The organism is Acinetobacter genomosp. 15BJ (genome assembly GCF_000400715.1).
Classification (GTDB): domain Bacteria; phylum Pseudomonadota; class Gammaproteobacteria; order Pseudomonadales; family Moraxellaceae; genus Acinetobacter.
Genome location: NZ_KE007347.1, coordinates 2,071,904 through 2,093,493, shown reverse-complemented (window position 1 = coordinate 2,093,493; position 21,590 = coordinate 2,071,904). Strand labels below are relative to the sequence as shown.

14 protein-coding genes are annotated in these 21,590 nt (G+C 41.3%); 8 read left to right on the top strand and 6 right to left on the bottom strand.

Annotated features, from left to right (window positions below; all coding sequences use genetic code 11):
- Positions 1 to 27 precede the first annotated feature (27 nt).
- The 3 genes from betA to betI all read right to left on the bottom strand — a co-directional run bounded on the left by betA (position 28) and on the right by betI (position 3,905).
- Positions 28 to 1,722, bottom strand: coding sequence for a choline dehydrogenase (betA, locus tag F896_RS04580; protein WP_032882314.1), 1,695 nt, complete (start codon positions 1,720 to 1,722; stop codon positions 28 to 30).
- Between the two features lie 91 nt (positions 1,723 to 1,813).
- Positions 1,814 to 3,286, bottom strand: a complete 1,473-nt coding sequence (betB, locus tag F896_RS04585) for a betaine-aldehyde dehydrogenase (RefSeq protein WP_016164621.1) — start codon at positions 3,284 to 3,286, stop codon at positions 1,814 to 1,816.
- Positions 3,279 to 3,905 (bottom strand): transcriptional regulator BetI, encoded by a 627-nt coding sequence (gene betI, locus F896_RS04590; RefSeq protein ID WP_004804724.1) that lies wholly within the window; start codon positions 3,903 to 3,905, stop codon positions 3,279 to 3,281. Before betI ends, betB begins: the two co-directional genes overlap by 8 nt.
- Positions 3,906 to 4,169: 264 nt before the next feature.
- Between betI and F896_RS04595 the strand changes: the two genes are divergently transcribed.
- Positions 4,170 to 5,780 carry a BCCT family transporter gene (locus tag F896_RS04595; protein WP_016164620.1) on the top strand — a complete coding sequence of 537 codons (1,611 nt, stop codon included), beginning with the start codon at positions 4,170 to 4,172 and terminating at the stop codon, positions 5,778 to 5,780.
- Between the two features lie 117 nt (positions 5,781 to 5,897).
- Positions 5,898 to 7,958, top strand: a complete 2,061-nt coding sequence (locus F896_RS04600; protein WP_016164619.1) for a choline transporter — start codon at positions 5,898 to 5,900, stop codon at positions 7,956 to 7,958.
- Between the two features lie 56 nt (positions 7,959 to 8,014).
- Here the strand turns inward: F896_RS04600 and F896_RS04605 are convergent, their stop codons facing one another.
- The 3 genes from F896_RS04605 to mqo all read right to left on the bottom strand — a co-directional run bounded on the left by F896_RS04605 (position 8,015) and on the right by mqo (position 11,474).
- Positions 8,015 to 8,470, bottom strand: a complete 456-nt coding sequence (locus F896_RS04605) for a hypothetical protein (RefSeq protein ID WP_016164618.1) — start codon at positions 8,468 to 8,470, stop codon at positions 8,015 to 8,017.
- Positions 8,471 to 8,512: 42 nt separating this feature from the next.
- Positions 8,513 to 9,754 carry an MFS transporter gene (locus tag F896_RS04610; RefSeq protein WP_016164617.1) on the bottom strand — a complete coding sequence of 414 codons (1,242 nt, stop codon included), beginning with the start codon at positions 9,752 to 9,754 and terminating at the stop codon, positions 8,513 to 8,515.
- A gap of 79 nt (positions 9,755 to 9,833) precedes the next feature.
- Positions 9,834 to 11,474: a malate dehydrogenase (quinone) gene (gene mqo / locus F896_RS04615; RefSeq protein WP_016164616.1), complete on the bottom strand. Its 1,641-nt coding sequence runs from the start codon at positions 11,472 to 11,474 to the stop codon at positions 9,834 to 9,836.
- A gap of 618 nt (positions 11,475 to 12,092) precedes the next feature.
- On the opposite strand from mqo, the gene F896_RS04620 reads away from it, so the two are divergent.
- The 6 genes from F896_RS04620 (at position 12,093) to F896_RS21395 (ending at position 21,490) form a co-directional block, all read left to right on the top strand.
- Complete coding sequence (locus F896_RS04620; RefSeq protein WP_016164615.1) at positions 12,093 to 13,106, top strand: DUF1852 domain-containing protein; 1,014 nt, start codon at positions 12,093 to 12,095, stop codon at positions 13,104 to 13,106.
- Positions 13,107 to 13,133: 27 nt separating this feature from the next.
- Positions 13,134 to 14,162 carry a methionine synthase gene (locus F896_RS04625; RefSeq protein ID WP_032812745.1) on the top strand — a complete coding sequence of 343 codons (1,029 nt, stop codon included), beginning with the start codon at positions 13,134 to 13,136 and terminating at the stop codon, positions 14,160 to 14,162.
- Between the two features lie 87 nt (positions 14,163 to 14,249).
- Positions 14,250 to 14,741, top strand: a complete 492-nt coding sequence (locus tag F896_RS04630; RefSeq protein ID WP_005205662.1) for a flavin reductase — start codon at positions 14,250 to 14,252, stop codon at positions 14,739 to 14,741.
- A gap of 608 nt (positions 14,742 to 15,349) precedes the next feature.
- Positions 15,350 to 15,907: a TetR/AcrR family transcriptional regulator gene (locus F896_RS04635; RefSeq protein ID WP_016164614.1), complete on the top strand. Its 558-nt coding sequence runs from the start codon at positions 15,350 to 15,352 to the stop codon at positions 15,905 to 15,907.
- A gap of 326 nt (positions 15,908 to 16,233) precedes the next feature.
- A complete protein-coding gene (locus F896_RS04640; protein ID WP_016164613.1) occupies positions 16,234 to 16,815 on the top strand; it encodes a hypothetical protein in 582 nt (193 codons plus the stop codon).
- A gap of 19 nt (positions 16,816 to 16,834) precedes the next feature.
- Entirely contained in the window at positions 16,835 to 21,490 is a 4,656-nt protein-coding gene (locus F896_RS21395; protein ID WP_016164612.1) for a calcium-binding protein, read from the top strand.
- The last annotated feature ends 100 nt before the right edge of the window (positions 21,491 to 21,590 follow it).

Genomic DNA, 21,590 nt, shown 5'->3' with positions numbered 1-21,590 from the left:
TCGGGTATCCCCTAAGGAATATCTTCCTTATAGTATTGGACGTAACGGTGCTTGACGTACAGGTGCTGTACCCGCTTTGTAATAAGCTGCTTCAGAACGAGGGAGTTTTTTGCCACGGATTTGATCGGCAATTTTTTCTGCGATCATAATGGTGGTGGCATTTAAGTTACCAGTAATGATCAACGGCATAATTGAGGCATCGACCACACGTAAGCCTTGTACGCCGTGAACGCGACCTTGACCATCTACAACCGCCATGTCATCTTCGCCCATCTTACAGCTGCATGATGGATGGAACGCCGTTTCTGCATGGCTACGTACGAACTCATCCAGTTCTGCATCGGTCTGGATATGTTTCCCTGGACTGATTTCTTCGCCACGATACGGATCAAGCGCAGGCTGAGCCATGATTTCACGGGTGATACGGATCGCATCACGGAATTCACGCCAGTCTTGTTCTGTAGACATATAGTTGAACAGAATACTTGGATGCTCAAACGGATCTTTTGATTTGAGCTGGATGCGACCACGTGACGGTGAGCGCATTGAACCGACATGGGCTTGGAAGCCATGTTCTTTCACTGCATTACTACCATTGTAGTTAATCGCAACAGGTAAGAAGTGATATTGGATATTCGGCCAGTCAAACTCTTCCGAGCTACGGATAAAGCCACCTGCTTCGAACTGGTTGCTCGCGCCAACGCCAGTGCCATTGAATAACCATTCAGCACCGATTGCAGGTTGGTTATACCATTGCAGTGCAGGGTAGAGCGACACAGGTTGCTTACATTGATATTGCAAGTACATTTCCAAGTGGTCTTGCAGGTTCTCACCCACACCCGGTAAGTCATGCACAACATCAATATCCATTGATTTTAGGAACGTGCTTTCACCCACGCCTGAGCGTTGCAAGATTTGTGGTGAGGCAATCGCACCTGCGCAAAGCAATACTTCACGTTTGGCTTGTGCCTGTTTCATATTGGCTTGGTCTGCGCCAATGATATATTCCACACCCACCGCCTGTTTTTGATTGAACAGGATTTTATTGGTGGTGGCATGCGTGACGATGGTCAAATTCGGACGACCTTTGGCCAGATCTAAATAACCACGGGCGGTACTTGAACGACGGCCTTTCGGCGTCACGGTACGATCCATTGGACCGAAACCTTCTTGTTGATAACCGTTTAGGTCATCGGTACGTGGATAACCCGCTTGTACGCCTGCTTCAACCATCGCGTGGAACAAAACATTGTTGCCATTTTTAGGGGTTGCGACTGATACAGGACCTTGGTCACCATGGTAGTCATTGCCACCGATATCACGAGTTTCAGCTTTTTTATAGTAGGGTAAGCAATCGGCATAGGTCCAGTCTTCCAGGCCTTTCATGGTTGCCCACTGCTCCAAATCCATGGCATTACCACGGATATAGCACATGCCATTAATCAATGAAGAACCACCGAGACCCTTACCACGACCACATTCCATACGGCGATTGTTCATGTGGGGTTCAGGATCGGTTTCATAGGCCCAGTTATAGCGACGACCTTGTAAAGGAAAAGCCAAAGCGGCTGGCATTTGAGTACGGAAATCTAAACGGTAGTCTGGACCACCGGCTTCCAAGAGTAAAACAGTCACATCTTTGTCTTCAGTCAGACGTGTTGCGAGCACATTTCCGGCAGATCCTGCGCCAATGATAATGTAGTCATATGCTTGAGTATTCATCGTTATCCCTTTTTCTATTCTTGAGGATGCCGATGCAATCATGGGATTGCTCGGCATTGAGGATTAATTTTGAGGGTGAAAGCTGAGGGCATTAGAAAATGCTGTGATACTCACCCAACTCAACTTGAACGGATTTGATACGGGTGTAATGACCCAAGGTGGTTAAGCCATTTTCACGGCCCACACCTGATTGCTTGTAGCCACCCACTGGCATTTCCGCAGGTGATTCGCCCCAGGTATTGATCCAGCAGATACCTGCTTCAAGTTGATGAATCATGCGATGCGCTTTGGTGATGTCTTGGGTCACCACACCTGCGGCTAAGCCAAAAGTGGTGTCATTGGCACGACGGATCACTTCTTCCTCAGTTTCATAGCTGAGAATGCTCATCACTGGGCCAAAGATTTCTTCTTGCACAATTGCCATATCATCTTGGCAGTTGCTGAATACAGTCGGTAGTACATAAGTACCTTTGGCTAAGTCACCTTCAGTGGCACGGCCACCACCGATCAAGAGTTTTGCACCTTGCTGTTTGCCTGACTCAATGAAAGACAACACTTTTTCCATATGCGGGAAACTGGTGAGAGGTCCGAAATTGGTTTGCTCAGCCATCGGATCACCGATACGAATCCGTTTTACCCGTTCCACAACGGCTGCTTCAAAGTCAGCAAGCAAGGCTTTTGGTACAAACACACGGGTACCATTGGTGCAGACTTGACCTGAGCTAAAGAAGTTTGCCATCACTGCAATATCCGCAGCGCGGTCGAGGTTGGCATCATCACAAATAATCAGGGGTGATTTACCGCCAAGCTCCATGGTGACTTCTTTCAAAGTCGAACCCGCAGCGCTGGCCATGACTTTCTTGCCTGTTTCGACACCACCCGTGAACGAGATTTTTTCAATCACAGGATGTTCAGTTAACCATTGACCGATATCACGACCCGCACCTTGAACCACGTTAAATACGCCGTCTGGTACGCCCGCTTCGGTATAGATTTCAGCCAGTTTAAATGCAGTCAGTGGGGTGGTTTCGCTTGGTTTGAAAATCATGGCATTACCCGCTGCTAGGGCAGGTGCAGATTTCCACATTGCGATTTGAATTGGATAGTTCCAAGCACCGATACCAGCCACCACACCAAGTGGTTCACGACGGGTATAAAAGAAGCTTGATTCACGCAGTGGTACTTGCTCACCTTGAATCGCGGTTGCAAGACCTGCGTAATATTCGAGTACATCTGCGCCTGTCACGATATCCACGGTCGAAGTTTCGCTATAGGCTTTACCGGTATCGAGTGTTTCGAGCTGGGCAAGTTCATCATTACGTTCACGTAAGATATCAACTGCACGACGTAAGATGCGTGAACGCTCCATCGCGGTCATGGCTGCCCAGATTTTTTGGCCTTGTTGTGCGCTTTGAACAGCCGCTTCAATGTCTTGTTGTGAGGCTTGTTGAAGTGTTGCGATCACTTCACCGTTGGCAGGGTTAATGCTGTTAAATGTTTTGCCACTGGTCGCTGCGACATAACGTCCGTGGATATATAACTGGTGAACTTGTGCATCACTCATTCTGTTTCTCCTGCAAAGGCTTGTTTGCAAATTGAATTTGCGTTTTTACATAATCGTAAGCAATGGAACGTGCCAGTTGGCTGTCAAACTCATCGTGACTACTTAAACTGCCGCGTAACCATAATCCGTCAATCAAAGCTGCTAATCCGCGAGCAGCGATGCTTGCCTGTTGTTTATCATCGACCAACATAAGAAAATAATGTTTCAAGTTGGAATACAGGCGTTGATCATTAATTCGTTGTAAACGTCCAAGTTCGGGAAGGTGCATACTGGCAGACCAGAAGTCTAACCAGACCCGCATGGCTTGTTTGTTGACCTGACTGATATCGAAGTTGGAATCAATAATGGCCTTAATCTGGCTTTCTGGATGCGTATCTGCTTCGGCTTTGTATTGGTCAGTCTTTTGACGCAAAACGTTGAGCATTTCTTGCATACAGGTATTGATTAATCCCTGTTTGTCACCGAAATAGTGACTCACAATGCCAGTCGATAGTTCGGCCTTTTTTGCAATCTGTGCAATGGTGGTATTGGATAACCCCACTTCAGAAATTACATAAAATGCGGCGCTAATAATCTCTTCACGTCGCACATGCTCTGGTTTTACTCTACGCTTTGTCATGCTTATCCATTTAAAGCCCTGCCAAGGTGCTTTTTATTCAACATTTCTCGATGTAGAGCATCATAACATTTTTTTATCATACTTTTTATTGATTGAACGTTCAATCAATAAAAAGTATAATCTGTAAAAATCAATGAATTTTTGATTGGCAAGAAGAGAAGTAGCGTAATAAATCAAAGATTCTTATGGATAAGGCGATAAGCAGAATTGAACACTTATCACATTATTTTTTAAGAAAAAACACCAATTGCAAGGAGCAAGAACATGGTGTCAGAAAGTAATGAAGGGTCCCCATCTGAACCTATACGTTTAAATTTGTTTGTTTTTTGGAGCTCCGCAATCAGTATCGGCATTTTTGGCCTATTGTTTGTGTTGTTTCCACAGCGCAGTCAGTTCTGGTTAACCTATATACAAGGGCAGGCCAATCAATTGTTTGGTTGGTACTACATGCTGGTGATTGTGGTTTGTTTAGGTTTTGTTGCTTGGCTGGCTTTTTCACGGGTTGGGCAGATTCCTTTAGGCAAAGATGACGATAAACCTGAGTTTGGCTATCTGGCTTGGGTGTCGATGCTGTTTTCAGCAGGAATCGGGATTGCGCTGCTGTATTACGGTGTAGCTGAACCCGTTGACCATTTTATTCGACCGCCAGAGGGTCAGGGTGGAACTATTCAAGCCGCACGTGATGCCATGATGTATAGCTTTTTACATTGGGGCATTCATGGTTGGGTATTGTATGCCTTATTGGGTGTGACACTCGGTTATTTTGCTTTTCGTCAGAACTTGCCATTGGCATTACGTTCCGCGCTGTATCCAATCTTTGGTGAACGTATTCATGGTTTGATCGGTGATTTTGTTGATGGCTTCGGGATTTTAGCCACGGTCATTTCTTTGGTGACCAACCTCGGGATCGGTGCTTTGGTATTGGTTTCGGGCGTGCATTATCTCTTGCCCGAGATTCCAAATAATCAAACCACACTGATTACGGTGGTGTTGCTGATGATGTCAGTCGCAACCATTACTACCGTGGTCGGGATTGAAAAGGGCTTGGCGTGGTTATCTCGTATCAATTTGCGTTTGCTCTACGCGCTCTTGCTGTTTGTATTCCTCACAGGGCCAACCAACCATTTGCTCAATGGATTAGTACAGAACGTGGGTGATTATCTCGATCATTTTCTGGCGAAAAGCTTTGATATGTACCTCTACAATGCCAAAGCAGGTGAGTGGTTAGGTTCATGGACAGTGTTCTATTGGGCATGGTGGATTGCATGGGCACCATTCGTCGGCATGTTTATTGCGCGTATTTCCAAAGGTCGCACCATTCGTGAAGTTGTGCTCGGTGTCTGTCTGATTCCATTGGGGTTTACGCTGGCTTGGATCTCGATTTTTGGCAATACCGCAATCTATTTTATTTTGGAACAAAAGCAAAAAATCTTAGGTGATTTGGTATTAACCGATCCTGCTTTGTCCTTATTTAAGCTTCTCGAATTTCTACCGTTCAATCCTTATGTTGCTGGGATTGTTGTTGTGATTTGTTTCGTATTGTTTTTGACCCCTGTGGGTTCTGGTACACTCATGATCGCAAATCTGTCCTCGAAAGGGGGTAGCAATGAAAGTGACTCACCGATTTGGTTGCGAATTTTCTGGTCTGTGGTGATAACCATTGTCAGTATCGGGCTGCTGTTGGCAGGGAGTTTTCACTCTATGCAAAGCGCTGTAGTGCTGTGTGGTTTGCCATTCTCCGTTATTATTTTGCTGTATATGTTTGGCTTAGCCAAAGCACTGAAACAGGATCAATTGAGTCCTACACCACCGCAAGTGATAACGCAGGTTACTCAGTCATCACATCACACAACTGAAAAATCAGAAACACAGTAATTCGGGTAAGTAACTTTTGTTTTTCATTTTTTATTCAGACATGTCTTTTCATTGATTCAACGGTGGAAAGACGTCGATGAATATTTTCTTTTTGTTCTCTAACTCCCTGAGGATTGTATGGCAACAGATAATCCAAGTGCGGTTGATGATTCTACATTAGCGAATAAAGACCATTTAAATCGTGTGGTCTTCTATGTTTCAGCTCTACTTATTTTAACATTTGCACTGGTTACGATTTTTTTTAATGACTTTTCCAACCACTTACTCAATGTGGTGCTGGCATGGGTCAGTGATAAATTTAGCTGGTATTATTTGCTGGCAGCAACGCTGTATCTGATCTTCGTGATCTTTATTGCTTGCTCACGTTATGGTGATATCAAATTAGGTCCTAAGCATTCCAAGCCTGAGTTCAGTTTACTGAGCTGGTCGGCCATGCTGTTTGCTGCGGGGATCGGGACGGACTTGATGTTCTTCTCGGTTGCAGAACCTTTATCGCATTATATGAATCCACCTGTGGGTGAGGGGCAGACTTATGAAGCTGCCCGTCAGGGCATGGTCTGGACGCTATTTCACTATGGCTTAACTGGTTGGGGCATGTATGCCTTGGTCGGGATGGCATTGGGCTATTTTAGTTATCGTTATAACTTACCTCTGACCATTCGTTCAGCACTCTATCCGATCTTTGGTAATAAAATTGATGGGCCGATTGGGCATACCGTTGATACAGCCGCCGTCATTGGGACGATTTTTGGTATTGCCACCACCTGTGGTATCGCAGTGGTGCAGATCAATTATGGTCTGCATGTGCTGTTTGGCGTACCTGAGAACCTGTGGATTCAGATCGCCCTGATTGGTCTTGCTGTGATTGTGACTATTATTTCGGTGACGGCTGGGGTCAATAAGGGTATTAAGGTGCTGTCGGAAATCAACATTTATGCCGCGATTGGCTTGATGTTGTTCGTGCTGTTCCTCGGTAATACCGAATTCCTGCTCAATGCCTTGGTACAAAACTTTGGTGACTATATCAGTCGTTTCCCGAGTTTGGCCTTGGAAAGCTTTGCTTTTGACCGACCAAAAGACTGGATGAACAGTTGGACCTTGTTCTTCTGGGCATGGTGGGTGGCATGGTCACCATTTGTGGGGCTGTTCTTGGCACGTATTTCGCGTGGTCGTACCATTCGTGAATTCGTCTGCGGCACCTTGATCATTCCTTTATTGTTCACGATTACGTGGTTGTCTATTTTCGGGAATAGCGCCTTATATAACGTGATTTTTGAAGGCAATACTGCACTGGCACAAACCGTATTGACTGATCCTGCACATGGTTTTTATGACCTGTTGGCGCAATATCCGGGTTTTGCCTTTATTGCGGGTATCGCAACCATTACGGGTCTATTGTTCTATGTGACGTCTGCCGATTCGGGCGCGTTGGTACTGGGTAACTTTACCACCAAGTTCTCCAATGTCGATAACGATGCACCGCGTTGGCTGAGAATTTTCTGGGCAACTGCAATTGGCCTGCTCACCGTGGCGATGTTGATGGCAAACGGGATTACCGCACTGCAAAGTGCCACCGTGATCATGGGTTTACCGTTTAGCTTTGTCATGCTGTTGGTGATGGCTGGGCTGTATAAATCCTTACGTTTAGAGGATTATCGTAAAGCCAGCCGGAGTCTGAATGCTGCACCTGTGGTCGGAAACGTGGATATCTTGAATTGGAAACAGCGTTTGTCCCGTGTGATGCATCATCCGGGTAGCAGCGAAACGCAACGCATGCTCGATAGCGTGTGTAAACCTGCGGTACAAACTGTGGCGGATGAGTTGGTGAAGCGTGGCATGAATGTCGAAGTGACGCAGGGCGAAGTCGAAGAAAGCGAAAGCCTGTATCATCTTGATCTCACCATTTACATCGAAGAAGAACATAACTTCGTGTATCAGATCTGGCCGGTACGCTATATTGCGCCGACCTTTAGTGAGCGCGGTAAACGTGGTAAGCAGTTCTACTACCGTCTGGAAACCTTCTTGTATGAGGGTTCACAGGACAATGATCTAGTTGGATACACCAAAGAACAGGTGATTAATGACATCTTGGATAAGTACGAACGTCATATGACTTTCTTGCATATCAATCGCATTAGTCCCGGAAATCGTCCTTTGTATCCAGACTCTCAAGATTAGTCTATTGAACAATAAAAAAAACCTCACTTTATGTGAGGTTTTTTTTATGGGCTAACTTATAAAGCGCCGTATTTTTGCCAAGTTTCACCTGTTTCATAAGTGGCATAGTGGCTTTTCAGTTCGTGCAAGGATTGGGTTTGGTAGATCGCAAAGATGATCATAATCAAAAACAGGCCGATCAGTTTAATGGCACGTTTATTTTTATATTCGCCTGAATAGAGATAGAAAATACAATAAAAAGCGATCATTAAATAAGTACAGAACAAGGAGTGGAATAGCAGGTAGATCAGCAAGGCCACCGTAATGACCAAAGCGATACGATTTTTTAATATATTGGGGCGTAGGCTGAGAAGATTAAGTATCAAAAGACCGAATGAGGTCCAGAATAGATAGGCATCACCACCAATCACGACGATATAGGTCGATTGCAGCCACAACAGCACCAGCCATACAAAAACGGAAAAAATAATAAATTTAGAGAGGCCTGAAGACGCGGGCAAAGTATGTTTCATATCACATTGGATTTTAAAATAGCTGTTTGTTTAATAAGGGAATTAAAAACGAAAATTAAATAAATCTTTGGTCTTGATCTTTGTTAAAACAACGCAGAGCAAAGACAGTGAACCACCAATCAACATCGCAGGAATCACGCTGAAAAAGCGCGTCATCACACTGGACTGCAACGCCCCCAGTTCATTACTCGAGGTGACAAAAATGCCATTGATGGCTGCCACACGCCCAAGCATGTCCTTGGGTGGAATAAGTTGCAGAATTGTTTGACGAATGACAATGTTGATGCTGTCACATGCTCCCATAATAATGAGAACTGCGACAGAAAAATAGAGTTGTCTGGTAACAGCAAATAACAAAGTACAGAGGCCAAAGCCTGTCACTGCTATCAGCATCATCTGCCACGGTCTAGATTTTGGTGGATAGCGAATCAAAATGATCATCATTACCAAGCCGCCAAAAGCAGGTGCAGCGCGTAATAGACCAAAACCATCTGCACCGATCTGTAAAACATCTTGGGCGAAAATTGGCAATAGCGCGATGATGCCACCAAAAAAAACTGAGCTCAGATCGAGAAACATGGCCCAAAAAATAATTTTGGTTTTAAAAATAAAATGCAGTGCTTCTTTTAGACTTTGAGTCACCGACGCCGTTTGGATTTGCGGGAAATCTCGTTTTTGCAAACACCAGAGGGCAATACTGCCACCTAGAAAAAGTGTCACAATGACGCTAAAAGTAATATCTAGATCGAGATGAGCAAGCAGGAAGCCACCAATGACGGGGGCAACAATGCCACTGGCTTGCCAGCACATGCTGGTCCATGTTGCTGCATTGGTATACAAATGCTCAGGTACGACAAAAGGACGTAAAGAATTAAAACAGGGACTGTATATGCCGCGAATACAGCCAAATAAAAAGAGAATACTCAAGGAGAAGATTAATAATAAATTTGCACTGATGGTTTGGGTGTGGAAAAGATCAAAACTTATCCACAAAGCAATCGATAAGGGGATGGCAAAGCTAAAGCTGATCTGCAAAATACGTTGACGATTAAAACGGTCAGCAATATAACCGCCCCATAAAGAGAGGATGAGAAAGGGTAAAAAATCCATGATCCCGACCAAGCCGAGGATAAGTGGATTCTTGGTAATTTGATACAGATAAAACGCGATCAGTACTTCTTGAATCAGCACCGCAAAGGTCAGGCAGCATTGATTGACGGTCAATAACGTGAAGTCACGACTGGAAAATGCAGCAAAAGCAGAATGAGGTACAGCAGAAGACATAAGGCGTAGATTTAAAACATACAAATAAAGAAAAAGGGAAGAGCTGAAACTCCTCCCTTTTTGACGTGCTTAGCGTTGCTTATTGAGCAACAGCTTCAGCTTTAACAACTTTCTTAGCAGGAACTAAGTTTGCTGGAGTCGTATAGTTCAAGCCCAAAGTTGAACTTGAGTACTGACGGATTTGATCTAACAACGCTGGATCGGTTGAAAGGTCTTTGCCATAAGAACGTACGATCTCATGCAACTTAGCATTCCATTCACCTTTGGTTTGCTCAGGGAATGCTTTTTCAAGCAAGTTGAGCATGATGTAAGGTGATGTAGATGCACCCGGAGAAGCGCCTAACAATGCAGTTACAGACTTATCTTTAGAGGTAAAGATTTCTGTACCGAATTGCAATTTAGCAGGTTTGCCCGGCTCTTTTTTGATGATCTGAACACGTTGACCACCTTGTTGTAAATGCCAGTCTTTTGGATCAGCTTCAGGGTAGTATTTTTTCAACTCATTGAAACGATCTGCATCAGACATCAACACTTGGCTTACGAGGTACTGAACAAGATCAGCATTTTGTAGACCAATTGCTGCCATCGGCAATACGTTGTTTTTGTTGGTCGATGCAAGCAAATCAAGCTGTGAACCATTTTTTAGGAACTTGTTTGAATAGGTTGCGAATGGGCCAAACAACACATATTTTTTACCGTCGATATAACGGGTATCGATATGTGGAACAGACATTGGAGGCGCACCAAGATCAGCACGACCATACACTTTAGCAGTGTGTTTTGCTGTTACTGCTGGGTTGTCCGTTACAAGGAACTCACCACCAACAGGGAAGCCAGCATATTGTTGCGCTTCTGGTAAGCCAGTCATTTGCAATAATTTAATTGCAGCACCGCCTGCACCAATAAACACAAAACGTGTTTTCACATGATCAACTTTGCCAGATTTCAAATCTTTGAAAGCCACAGACCAAGTGTTGTCATCGTTTTTGCTGATACCCGTCACTTCAGTTGAAGTGCTGAGTTTGAAGTTTGGACTCTTTTCAAGATTGCCAATCAACTGCTTGGTGATTGCACCGTAGTTCACGTCAGAACCAACGTCCATACGGGTTGCAGCCACTTTTTGTTGAGGATCACGACCGTCCATCACCAATGGTGCCCATTGTTGAATTTCAGCTTTGTCTTCACTCAATTTCATGCCAGCGAATAATGGGTTTTGAACCATGGCAGCATAACGCTTTTCCATGAAATTCACGTTATCGCCCCATACGAAAGCAATGTGTGGTACTGGGTTAATGAAGGTATTTGGTGTTCCGAGTACACCTTGCTTCACTTGGTATGCCCAGAACTGTTTGGCAATTTCAAACTGACCCGCCACGTTTACAGCTTTAGAAATGTCCATTTTACCGTCTTTTTCTTCGGTATAGTTCATTTCCATAAAGCCAGAGTGGCCTGTACCCGCGTTGTTAAAACCGTTTGAACTTTCTTGTGCCACAGCATCAAGACGTTCATACATGCGGATATTCCAGTCGGGTTGTAATTCGTTGAGGTAAGTACCTAAAGTGGCACTCATGATCCCGCCACCGATGAGTACGACATCGACAGTTGGTTCGTTACTGGTGGTTTTAATTGCCTTAGACGCAACTGGTCTAAAAAGAAAGGCAATTGCAATAATAATTAATACTACGAGTAGTACTAATAAATATTTCCAAAATTTTTTCATTCAATTTACCTTAAAAATTAAATGACGCTCTATATGACAAGCGATATAGAGAGAAAGAATTTAAATGATGATACAGGCGCAATAAAGGCACATCAGTACGGCAAGGGATCGCCTTAACACTGATGTTGAAGAAGTTAGTTCATGAATTTTACTTTAATTTAGACGGTATTTTAGTTGAACTAATGTTTCAAAATGTACAAATCAAGCCAACTTTGATGATTTATTGTGTGAAAGTTGTAGAAAGTTCTAGTAAATCTTAGACTTATGGTTTAGAGAGATCAGTCACATTTTGACCAAATAGGATGATTTAAATAATAAAAAAATGCACAGTTAAGCATCATTGAATGATGTATCGATGAGAGAACAATACGGCCTTGTATGATTTATATGCAGCCTATGCTTTATCCAGATCAGCCTTAAACTTCTTGAGCTGAACCGATCTGAAAATACATCTTGAACTGATGATGTTGAGTTATTTTCATCTCAGCAAATTTCTAAACATGAATTTCATTCATTTTGGACTTAGATTAAATCATTTTTATTCATCTCTTGATTACGGTATAAATCACTCTATACAGAAATTCAGATTTATCTCAGAAATTAGGGTGGCGGATTAAAATGAGTAGCGCATTTAATTTTACGATCAAGAGTATTCGTTTTGATGAGAACTATTACCCATCAGAAAATACCCGTATTACAACCAACTTTGCCAATTTGGCTCGTGGTCAAAGCCGCCAAGAGAATCTGCGTAATACCCTAAAAATGATCGACAATCGTTTCAATACCTTGGCGCATTGGGATAATCCAGAAGGAGATCGTTATGCGGTCGAGCTTGAGATTATTTCTGTTGAGATGAAGGTTGAAGCGGGCGCTGATAGCAATGCATTGCCTTTGATTGAAATTTTAAAAACCAATATTGTCGATCAAAAAACCAATGAACGGATTGAAGGTATTGTTGGCAATAACTTCTCTTCTTATGTGCGTGATTATGATTTCAGTGTGCTATTGCTTGAGCATAATAAAAATCAGTCTGGATTTAGCACACCAGAGAACTTCGGCGACTTACATGGCAACTTGTTTAAGAGCTTTATTGAGTCAGAGACTTACAAGGCAAACTTTAAAAAACCACCTGTGATCTGCCTCAGTGTTTCCAGCAGCAAGGTCTATCAACGTACTGAAAACCAACATCCAGTATTGGGTACGGAATATCTGCAAGATGAATATTCATTAACGGATGAGTATTTCCAGAAAATGGGCTTAAAAGTGCGTTATTTCATGCCGCCAAATAGTGTTGCGCCGTTGGCCTTCTATTTCTCTGGGGATTTGTTGGCGGATTACAGCAATCTGGAATTGATCAGCACCATCAGCACCATGGAAAGCTTCCAGAAGATTTACCGTCCTGAAATTTACAATGCCAATTCAGTGGCAGGCAAATCCTATCAACCAAGTTTGAGCAACCAAGATTATTCACTAACTCGCATTGTATATGACCGAGAAGAACGTAGTCGTTTAGCGATTGAACAAGGGAAATTTGTTGAAGAACAATTTATCAAACCTTATCAAAACATTCTGGAACAGTGGTCTGCCAGTTATGCAGCACAAAGCAACTCGCAAAAAAGTTACGCGCACTAATTTATTGAAAATATAAGGTTATTGATGATGAAAAGATTATTACCAACGTCGACTGCGGGTAGCTTACCGAAACCGTCTTGGCTGGCAGAGCCTGAAAAGCTTTGGTCACCTTGGAAATTGCAAGAGCAGGGTCTGATTGAAGGTAAACAGGATGCTTTACGTTTGTCTTTGCATGAACAGCAAGTGGCGGGCATTGATATTGTCAGTGATGGCGAGCAAACCCGTCAGCATTTTGTGACGACATTTATTGAGCATCTTACGGGTGTTGATTTTGAGAAACGTGAGACGGTGCGTATCCGTAATCGTTATGATGCCAGTGTTCCGACTGTAGTCGGTGCGGTATCGCGTCAAAAGCCTGTTTTTGTTGAAGATGCCAAGTTTTTACGTCAGCAAACCAATCAACCGATTAAATGGGCGTTGCCAGGTCCAATGACCATGATTGATACGCTGTATGATGCACATTATAAAAGTCGTGAAAAGCTGGCATGGGAATTCGCCAAAATCCTGAATGAAGAAGCCAAAGAATTAGAAGCGGCGGGCGTAGATATTATTCAATTCGATGAACCTGCTTTTAATGTGTTCTTTGATGAAGTAAATGACTGGGGTGTGGCGACTTTAGAACGTGCGCTTGAAGGTTTGAAGTGTGAAACTGCGGTGCACATTTGTTATGGTTATGGCATTAAAGCCAATACCGACTGGAAAAAGACCCTTGGTTCAGAATGGCGCCAATATGAAGAGGCTTTTCCAAAGCTACAACAGTCAAAACTTGATATCATCTCACTGGAATGTCACAACTCGCGTGTGCCGATGGATCTGATTGAATTGATTCGCGGTAAAAAGGTGATGGTTGGTGCGATTGACGTGGCGAGCAACACGGTTGAAACGCCAGAAGAAGTTGCCGATACCTTACGTAAAGCACTTCAGTTTGTGGACGCTGATAAGCTGTATCCATCTACCAACTGTGGTATGGCACCTTTGGCGCGTGATGTTGCACGTGGCAAGCTGAATGCATTAAGTGCAGGTGCAGAAATTATTCGTCAAGAACTGCAAGGCTAAAATGCACTGATGTTGTGAGGTAGAAAGGGCGAGTATGTGCGCCCTTGATACCACCGCAAAGCTCGGGTTTAATTGAGGTATAAAGTGATGGTTGAAGCAACAGATTTTAGAGATGCAATGTCTTTACTCACCAGTGCGGTCAGTGTGATTACCACCACTGGCATGTCTGGTCGTTATGGCTTTACTGCATCTGCTGTATGTAGCGTCACCGATACGCCTCCGACTTTATTGGTGTGTATGAATCGGGCATCGAGTTCGCATGTGCATTTCGTTGACAATAAAATCTTAAGCGTGAATGTGTTAAGCGCAGATCATCAACATATTTCTAAAGCCTTTTCGTCTAAATTGAGTCCAGAAGAACGTTTTAAACACGGTGCTTGGTCAGAGTTGGAAACAGGTGCGCCTGTTTTGGATGATGCCTTGGTGAATTTCGATTGTGAGATTGATCAAATTCAGGAAGTTGGAACGCATACGATTTTTATTTGTCGTATTGTGGCAGTTCAACAAAGTGGGCATGATCAAAGTTTGGTATATTTTAATCGTGCCTATCACCAAGTTGGGCAAACTGAAGTCGCTTAAAGCAGGATGCTTTAAGCCAATCGGCTCATTATTAAAATACGTTTACATCATAATTTAAAAATAATAAACAATATAATCTATTGAAAAATAATAATAAAACTGCTTTGGCCCAAAGTGTAACATTGACACCCTTAAACTCACCGCTTATTCTTTAAGCGCTGGCCTACATCGCCAGTCGGTTTTGACAGACCGTTTCCTAAGTGCATTGAAAAACCTTGTTTTTTTGATGTAGACTCGTTCGTCCCCCTTTTGTAGCGGTAGGGCGAAAGGGGGACGCCTTCGGGCGTGCTGATTCTTAGGTTCAGTCTGTCAACCCTCTTTCTCCCTGCCACCATAATCTTTATGTCTTGGCAGTATTCCGAATTTTGTAGGAGTTGGCCATGCATCATCTTTTTATTCTTCTTCATTAGTCTTTGACGCCGTTTGATTGCCTTTAGGCTTTTCAAGCGCCGCTTTGCCGCGACTAAAAAATCATATCAACAATAAAACTTGAGATGCGCTCAGGCCATCTTATCGGGTCTTTGCATGCCTTTTTTGCTTATTGCAGCATAAATGGCCGCTTGATCTGGTTGAGCAACAACAAAAAATTATTGAATCATGGAAATGATATGCCACCTTTTGCTTTGACTTATCGTGCTTTAAGAGTCTTGGATACCTCACAAGCACTGTTTAACCAAGATGGCTTTCATCATGTTGGGGTCGACCTAATTATTGATGAGTCTAAAATTGCCAAAGGCACGTTTTATAAATACTTTCACTCCAAAGAGCATTTGGTTGAAATGACGTTGAGCTTACAGAGAGCGGCACTGAAGAAAGAAGTCCGTTCAATTCTGTATGCCAATAAAAACTTATCGGGGCGTGAAAGGCTGAAACGAATTTTCTTTCTACATGCCGATTTAGAAGGAATGTACCATTTATTATTTAGAGCAGTTTTTGAAATTAAAGCACGTTATCCAAAGGCGTATGAGATGGTGGTGGAGTACCGAAACTGGTTGATTCGTGAAATTTATATGTTGTTGGCAAGGACGGATATCCATGCCGCCAAAGCGGATGCACAGATGTTTTTGTTTGTGGTGGACGGGGCAATGGTGCAGTTGTTGAGTGGGGATAAGGTGGATAAAGGGAAGTTGTTGGAAGGGTGGTTGGTGGGGGTGAAAGCTATCTAAGGGGATAATATTCAATATAATAAAGCACTAATTTTATTAAAAAATTCATAAAAGGTACTATTTTTATGACTTGTTTAATCTTAGTATATCATTCTTCAAAAATTAAAATAGTGAATAATACAAGTGCATAAGGTGGATGATAGTGTTTTTAAGCGAAAAGACATAATTAGTATTTTTAGATTGGGGTATTTAAAGAAAAATATTTGAGTTTTTAACTTGGATTAGCTTTACTCTTAATCTAGATCTTAAATAATAATTATTTAACCCATGCAATTTTAATAGTGATTGTATGGTTTAGCTAATAAATGTGTGAAAGAGTAAAATTTATGACTTTTGAAAGAACAAGAATCACCAATGAAAAATTGGAACAACTGGTAATACAAGTTGAACCATTAATACAGGATTTGGACCTAGACTTTCCTATTCGGATTGATGAAAGCTTGCTAGTAGATGAAGAGCGAAATATTTATTATTTATCATTTTTTGGGGGCGGTGGTGGGGCTTCTCAAGAAAAAAAAATTATTCTTGAGAAAGAAGGCCCTTATTATTTTGATGGCTATGAAAATAATCCTGTAACACATTATCATTGGCCAACTGTGGAAGCAATTATTACTACAAAGTTTATAATTTATTTAACCCATTTTGGGTTTACTCTGGCAGAAAATTCGAAAAAAAAAGCAGATAATGAATTTTATATCTCATCTCTCAGTATTCAGTATTCACATACTTCCGACATCATAAGAATTAATGATGAAAGTGAAATTCAGGAGGAAGTCAGACAATTAATTGCTGAGGCATTAGTAACTTATGAGGAGACAAGAAAAATAAAGGACTGGGCTATAACAACACAGGTTTATTACAACCTGAAGATTGATATGCTCAAAGGCTTACGAAAAAATAACGATTAATTTAGGGGGAAATAAAGAGATGGTAAGATCAGCAGAAACCCAAAATATTATTAATCAACTTGCTGCGATAAAGCAGGTGAATGGACAAGTCACCATTCAGGATTTACGTCAAGCCTTTACGGATCTAGTCCCCACTGTATCAACGGATTTACAACATAAAAATACACTGTTCTATGCAGGTCAAAATCCAACAGACCATCTCTATATCGTAGCAAAAGAAATCTCAAAAAATGCCAGTAATCCTTTAACCATCTTGGGCAGTACCAAGTTTTCAGAGTTAATGTATTCAAGGGAGATCGATAGCTATTTAATGGAAATTGCTGGAAAAAATAATATCTCTGACTATAGAAGCATTATGAACAATGAGACTATAATTGATGGAGTCAAAAGCCCTGCATTATGGGATAAGGCCTCAGAAGCCTTGGCTCAGGCTGCTTCAGGGGATGTTCGTACCCTGACACCATTTGGTACTGATGATAAAGTGTTTGCCCGTGTGGAACTGCCAGCACTTCTCGAGAACCCACATGTAAAAACCATTGATGGTATTCCGCGTGAAACACTGAAAGCCATGTACGATGCTGATATTGCCAATGGGCTCACGCATGTGCAAGCAATTGATAATGCACGTGCAGCCGTACAGGCAAAATCACTGATTTATTCTTCGCTCATTGATGAAATCATCAATGCAAATGGCAAGGTGACTGGTTATGATGTCAGCCGCTTTCTGGATGGACCGAATAATCTTTTTGACCATACAAAGATTGCGTCCGTTACAGCCAATGCAGATACATCCGTCATTCATTCGACATTACTTGGTGATACACCAAGTACAAGTTTATTAAATCCATCACAAATGGATTTTTTAAATCGTGGAATTTCTCAACTGGAACGAGCGGAGTCGATTACTCAACAATTGGCTCAAAATCTGCCTCCTCTGGAAAGCTCTCACTTTTTAAATTTAGCAAAAGGCGTTGGTTATGCAGGCACTGCAATTGGGATACTTGTACTCAGTTCACAAGTAAATGCTGCTGAAACACAACAACAAAAACAACAAATTATTGATGATTGGGTTGCACATACCACTGCTGATGCAATTGCAGGTTCAATTGGCAGCGCTTTACTGGTTGGAGGTGTTGCTGCTATAGGGACTGTCTCTGCACCGATAACCATTGGACTTGCTATTGTTGGTGGAATTGCTGGATCAATTATAGGGGGAGATACGGTTTATAACTATATTAAAGAAGGTGTAAATAATGTATTCCATAACATTAAAACTTGGCTGTTTGGTGAACAGGTCATTCATAGTAATGGTCTAAGTAATTTTGATGAAAGTGCACACTTATTTAACCTTGCACAAAAAACTTTTCGAGCAGACCCACTGACATTAGATTTAGATCATGATGGGCTTGAAACTCGAGCACCATCTAGTACCAATCCTGTCATGTTTGACCATACGGCCAATGGTATAAAAACCAATACGGGCTGGGTACTCCCTGATGATGGTTTTTTAGTATTAGATCGAAATGGCAATGGAAAAATTGACAATGGAACTGAACTATTTGGAGATTCAACCCCATTATCAACAGGCGGTACGGCTAAAAATGGTTTTGAGGCACTTGCTGATCAGGACACCAATCGAGATGGCACTGTTGACTCAGCAGATGCACATTGGAACCAACTCAAAGTATGGCGTGATCTAAATCAGGATGGAATATCACAAGCAAACGAACTGTTTGGTTTGGGGGAACTGGGTATTACAGGCTTTAATGTTAAAAAAGTAGCCAATAATCAAATACTCGAAAATGGCAATGAAATTGCAGATTTAGGAACATATTATAAAAATGGTGTGCAAGAAACACTAGGTGAAGTCAGTCATATGGCAGATATTAATCTGGTCAATGATACCTTTCACCGAACTTTTAGTGATTCAATTGCAGTGAGCCAAGATGTTGCAATGCTACCGAATATCATTGGCTCGGGTAAATTACGAGATTTACATGAAGCGATGATGCAATCGAGTGTACTAAAAAATCTTGTTGCACAACTTGTTCAAACTACAGATTATTTAGAACAGCGTACTTTAGTAGCTCAAGTTATAAAAGAATGGGTTGCAACAGACGCAAGTTATCAAACAATAGAACAACGTGCTAATCAATTGAATAGCTCTATTTTTTGGAAGCAGTTAGGCTTAGAAAAAGAATATTCACATGTAGAAAATTATGATGGACAAGGTCAGGCCATCTATGATCAAGTGTGGAAAAATACGGTATTTGAATGGGAATATAAGCTCAAAGTTTTAGAAGTTTTTAATGGACGTTATTATTTTAAATTACCAGAGGAATCAAGTACTAACTTATCGGCAGTCGATGGCGTAGAAAAAATAACATATATAGAAAATCAGCAAGAATATACACGTTATGAGCTTAGTATAGCTAACAATATTAGTCCGCTATTGAGTCAGGCATATACACAGATTATAGATGGGATACAGCAAAGTTTATTACTACAAACTCGTTTTAAACCACTTATTGATATGATTGATTTTTCCTTGGGTGATGAAAATAGTTTAGAACATAACTATCAATTGCTTAATCAATATTTTGAGCAAAATATTCAACAAAATTTTGAATCAGGTATCACTGAATTATACGATTTCAACCTTGCTACTCAAAACGTACTTACAGCGTATAACTGGCAAGGCTGGAATATTATTAACATGGCTATAAAGCAACAAGGTTTAGATGTTCCAACAAAAATATGGTTAAAAGAGCTTGGTATTTACACTGATGTCGAGCAATTCAATGAAGCATCTAGCTACAAAGATTTTGTTATTGGTGTTTTCGACAGAGATGATGATTTTATCTATTTCTCAGATACTAAAGGCATTATTTTTGCTGGTGAAGGAAATGATAGAATTTTTACTGGAAATCAAGCTGCTCAGCTCTATGGAGAGGCAGGTGATGATGAGTTGAGTGGTGGTGCTGGCAATGATTTACTTGATGGAGGGATAGGAAATGATGTTCTACGTGGTGGATTAGGTATAAATACTTATGTATTCAATCACGGGTATGGGCAAGATACAATTTATTTAGAAGCATTGACTGAAGATGAACTCAAGACTGAGGCTCATATTCAATTAGGTGTACTTTCGAGTGAAATTGAGCTCGATAGTTTATGGGGAACAGATTTAATTATAAAAATTAAGCATTCGGCGGATCAGCTGCAAATAAATGATGTATTTCAAATAAATTCTTCTTTTAAATCCATTAGTTTTCAGGACGGAACTGTATGGGATATTGAGGATATTAAGAAGCAACGAATGATTGGCAACGAACAAGATAATCATCTAATCGGTTATGAAGATCGAAACAATGTTATATACGGACATGCTGGTAATGATAGCCTTACAGGTCAGTCAGGCGATGATCAGCTTTATGGTGGTGATGGAGATGATTTTCTAATTGGTAACGATGGGAATGATTTGCTTGATGGTGGATCAGGTAATGATATTCTTGATGGTGGAACTGGGAAGAATACTTACATTTTTAATCGTGGATATGGTCGGGATGAGATTTATTCAATTTACATGGATGAAACGACACTGTTAACCGAAACACATATCAAATTAGATGTATTAGCAAGTGATATTGATTTTTCAACCTACTGGGGGAGTGGTTTGCTTCTAAAAATAAGGAACACTGATGATCAACTTGATATTCAAGGAGCCTTTAATAAATATAGTGCTTTTAGAACTATAACATTTGTAGATCAAGTAGTTTGGACTTTAGATGATATAAAAAATCAGTTATTAATAGGAGATGAACAAGATAATTCAATTATAGGCTTTGAAAATAGAGACAATGTTTTATATGGGTTTGCTGGTAATGATTTCCTTATGGGGAAAAATGGAAATGATCAACTGTATGGTGGAGATGGAGATGACTCACTATATGGGGAGGAGGGGAACGATCAGCTTTATGGAGGGAGTGGTAATAACACCCTTATAGGAGGGGGGGGTAATGATACTTTTATCATTGAAAGTTCAACAGATACGATTACTGAAAATGCTAACGAGGGTATAGACACAGTACAGAGTTCTATTACTTTTACTTTGGGGAGTAATATAGAAAACCTCACACTTACAGGAACATCGACAATTAATGGTACTGGTAATTCACTTGCCAATATTTTAGTAGGTAATAGTGCTAATAATACGTTGAATGGTGGTGCTGGAAATGACTCTCTAATGGGAGGAGCTGGAAATGACAAATTACTTGGCGGTAATGGTCATGACGTACTGAATGGAGGTGCTGGAAGTGATCAATACACAGGTGGAGCAGGCGCCGATACTGTAATTTATCAATTATTAGTTATCACTGATGCTTTAGGTGGTAATGGCAGTGATAGTTGGTCAGATTTTACTATTGGTAATACTGCAACAAATGCAAATGCGGACAAAATTGATATTGGTGATTTGCTAGTTGATTATACTGGTAATTATACTTCTGCTAATTTAGATTCATTCCTAAAGACTGTCGTTAATGGTTCAAATACACAGTTATATATTGATCGAGATGGTAGTGGTTCAACCTTTAGCAGTTCATTGTTATTGACTTTAAATAATACGAATACAAGTTTGGTTGATCTAATCAATAATCAACAAATAGTGATCTAAAATTCTTCATGGTTAAAATCCAATTAAACTGGATGAATTTGCAAAAATAGAAATTTACAAGCTCTGATTTTCATAAAAAAACCGCCATCTCGGCGGTTTT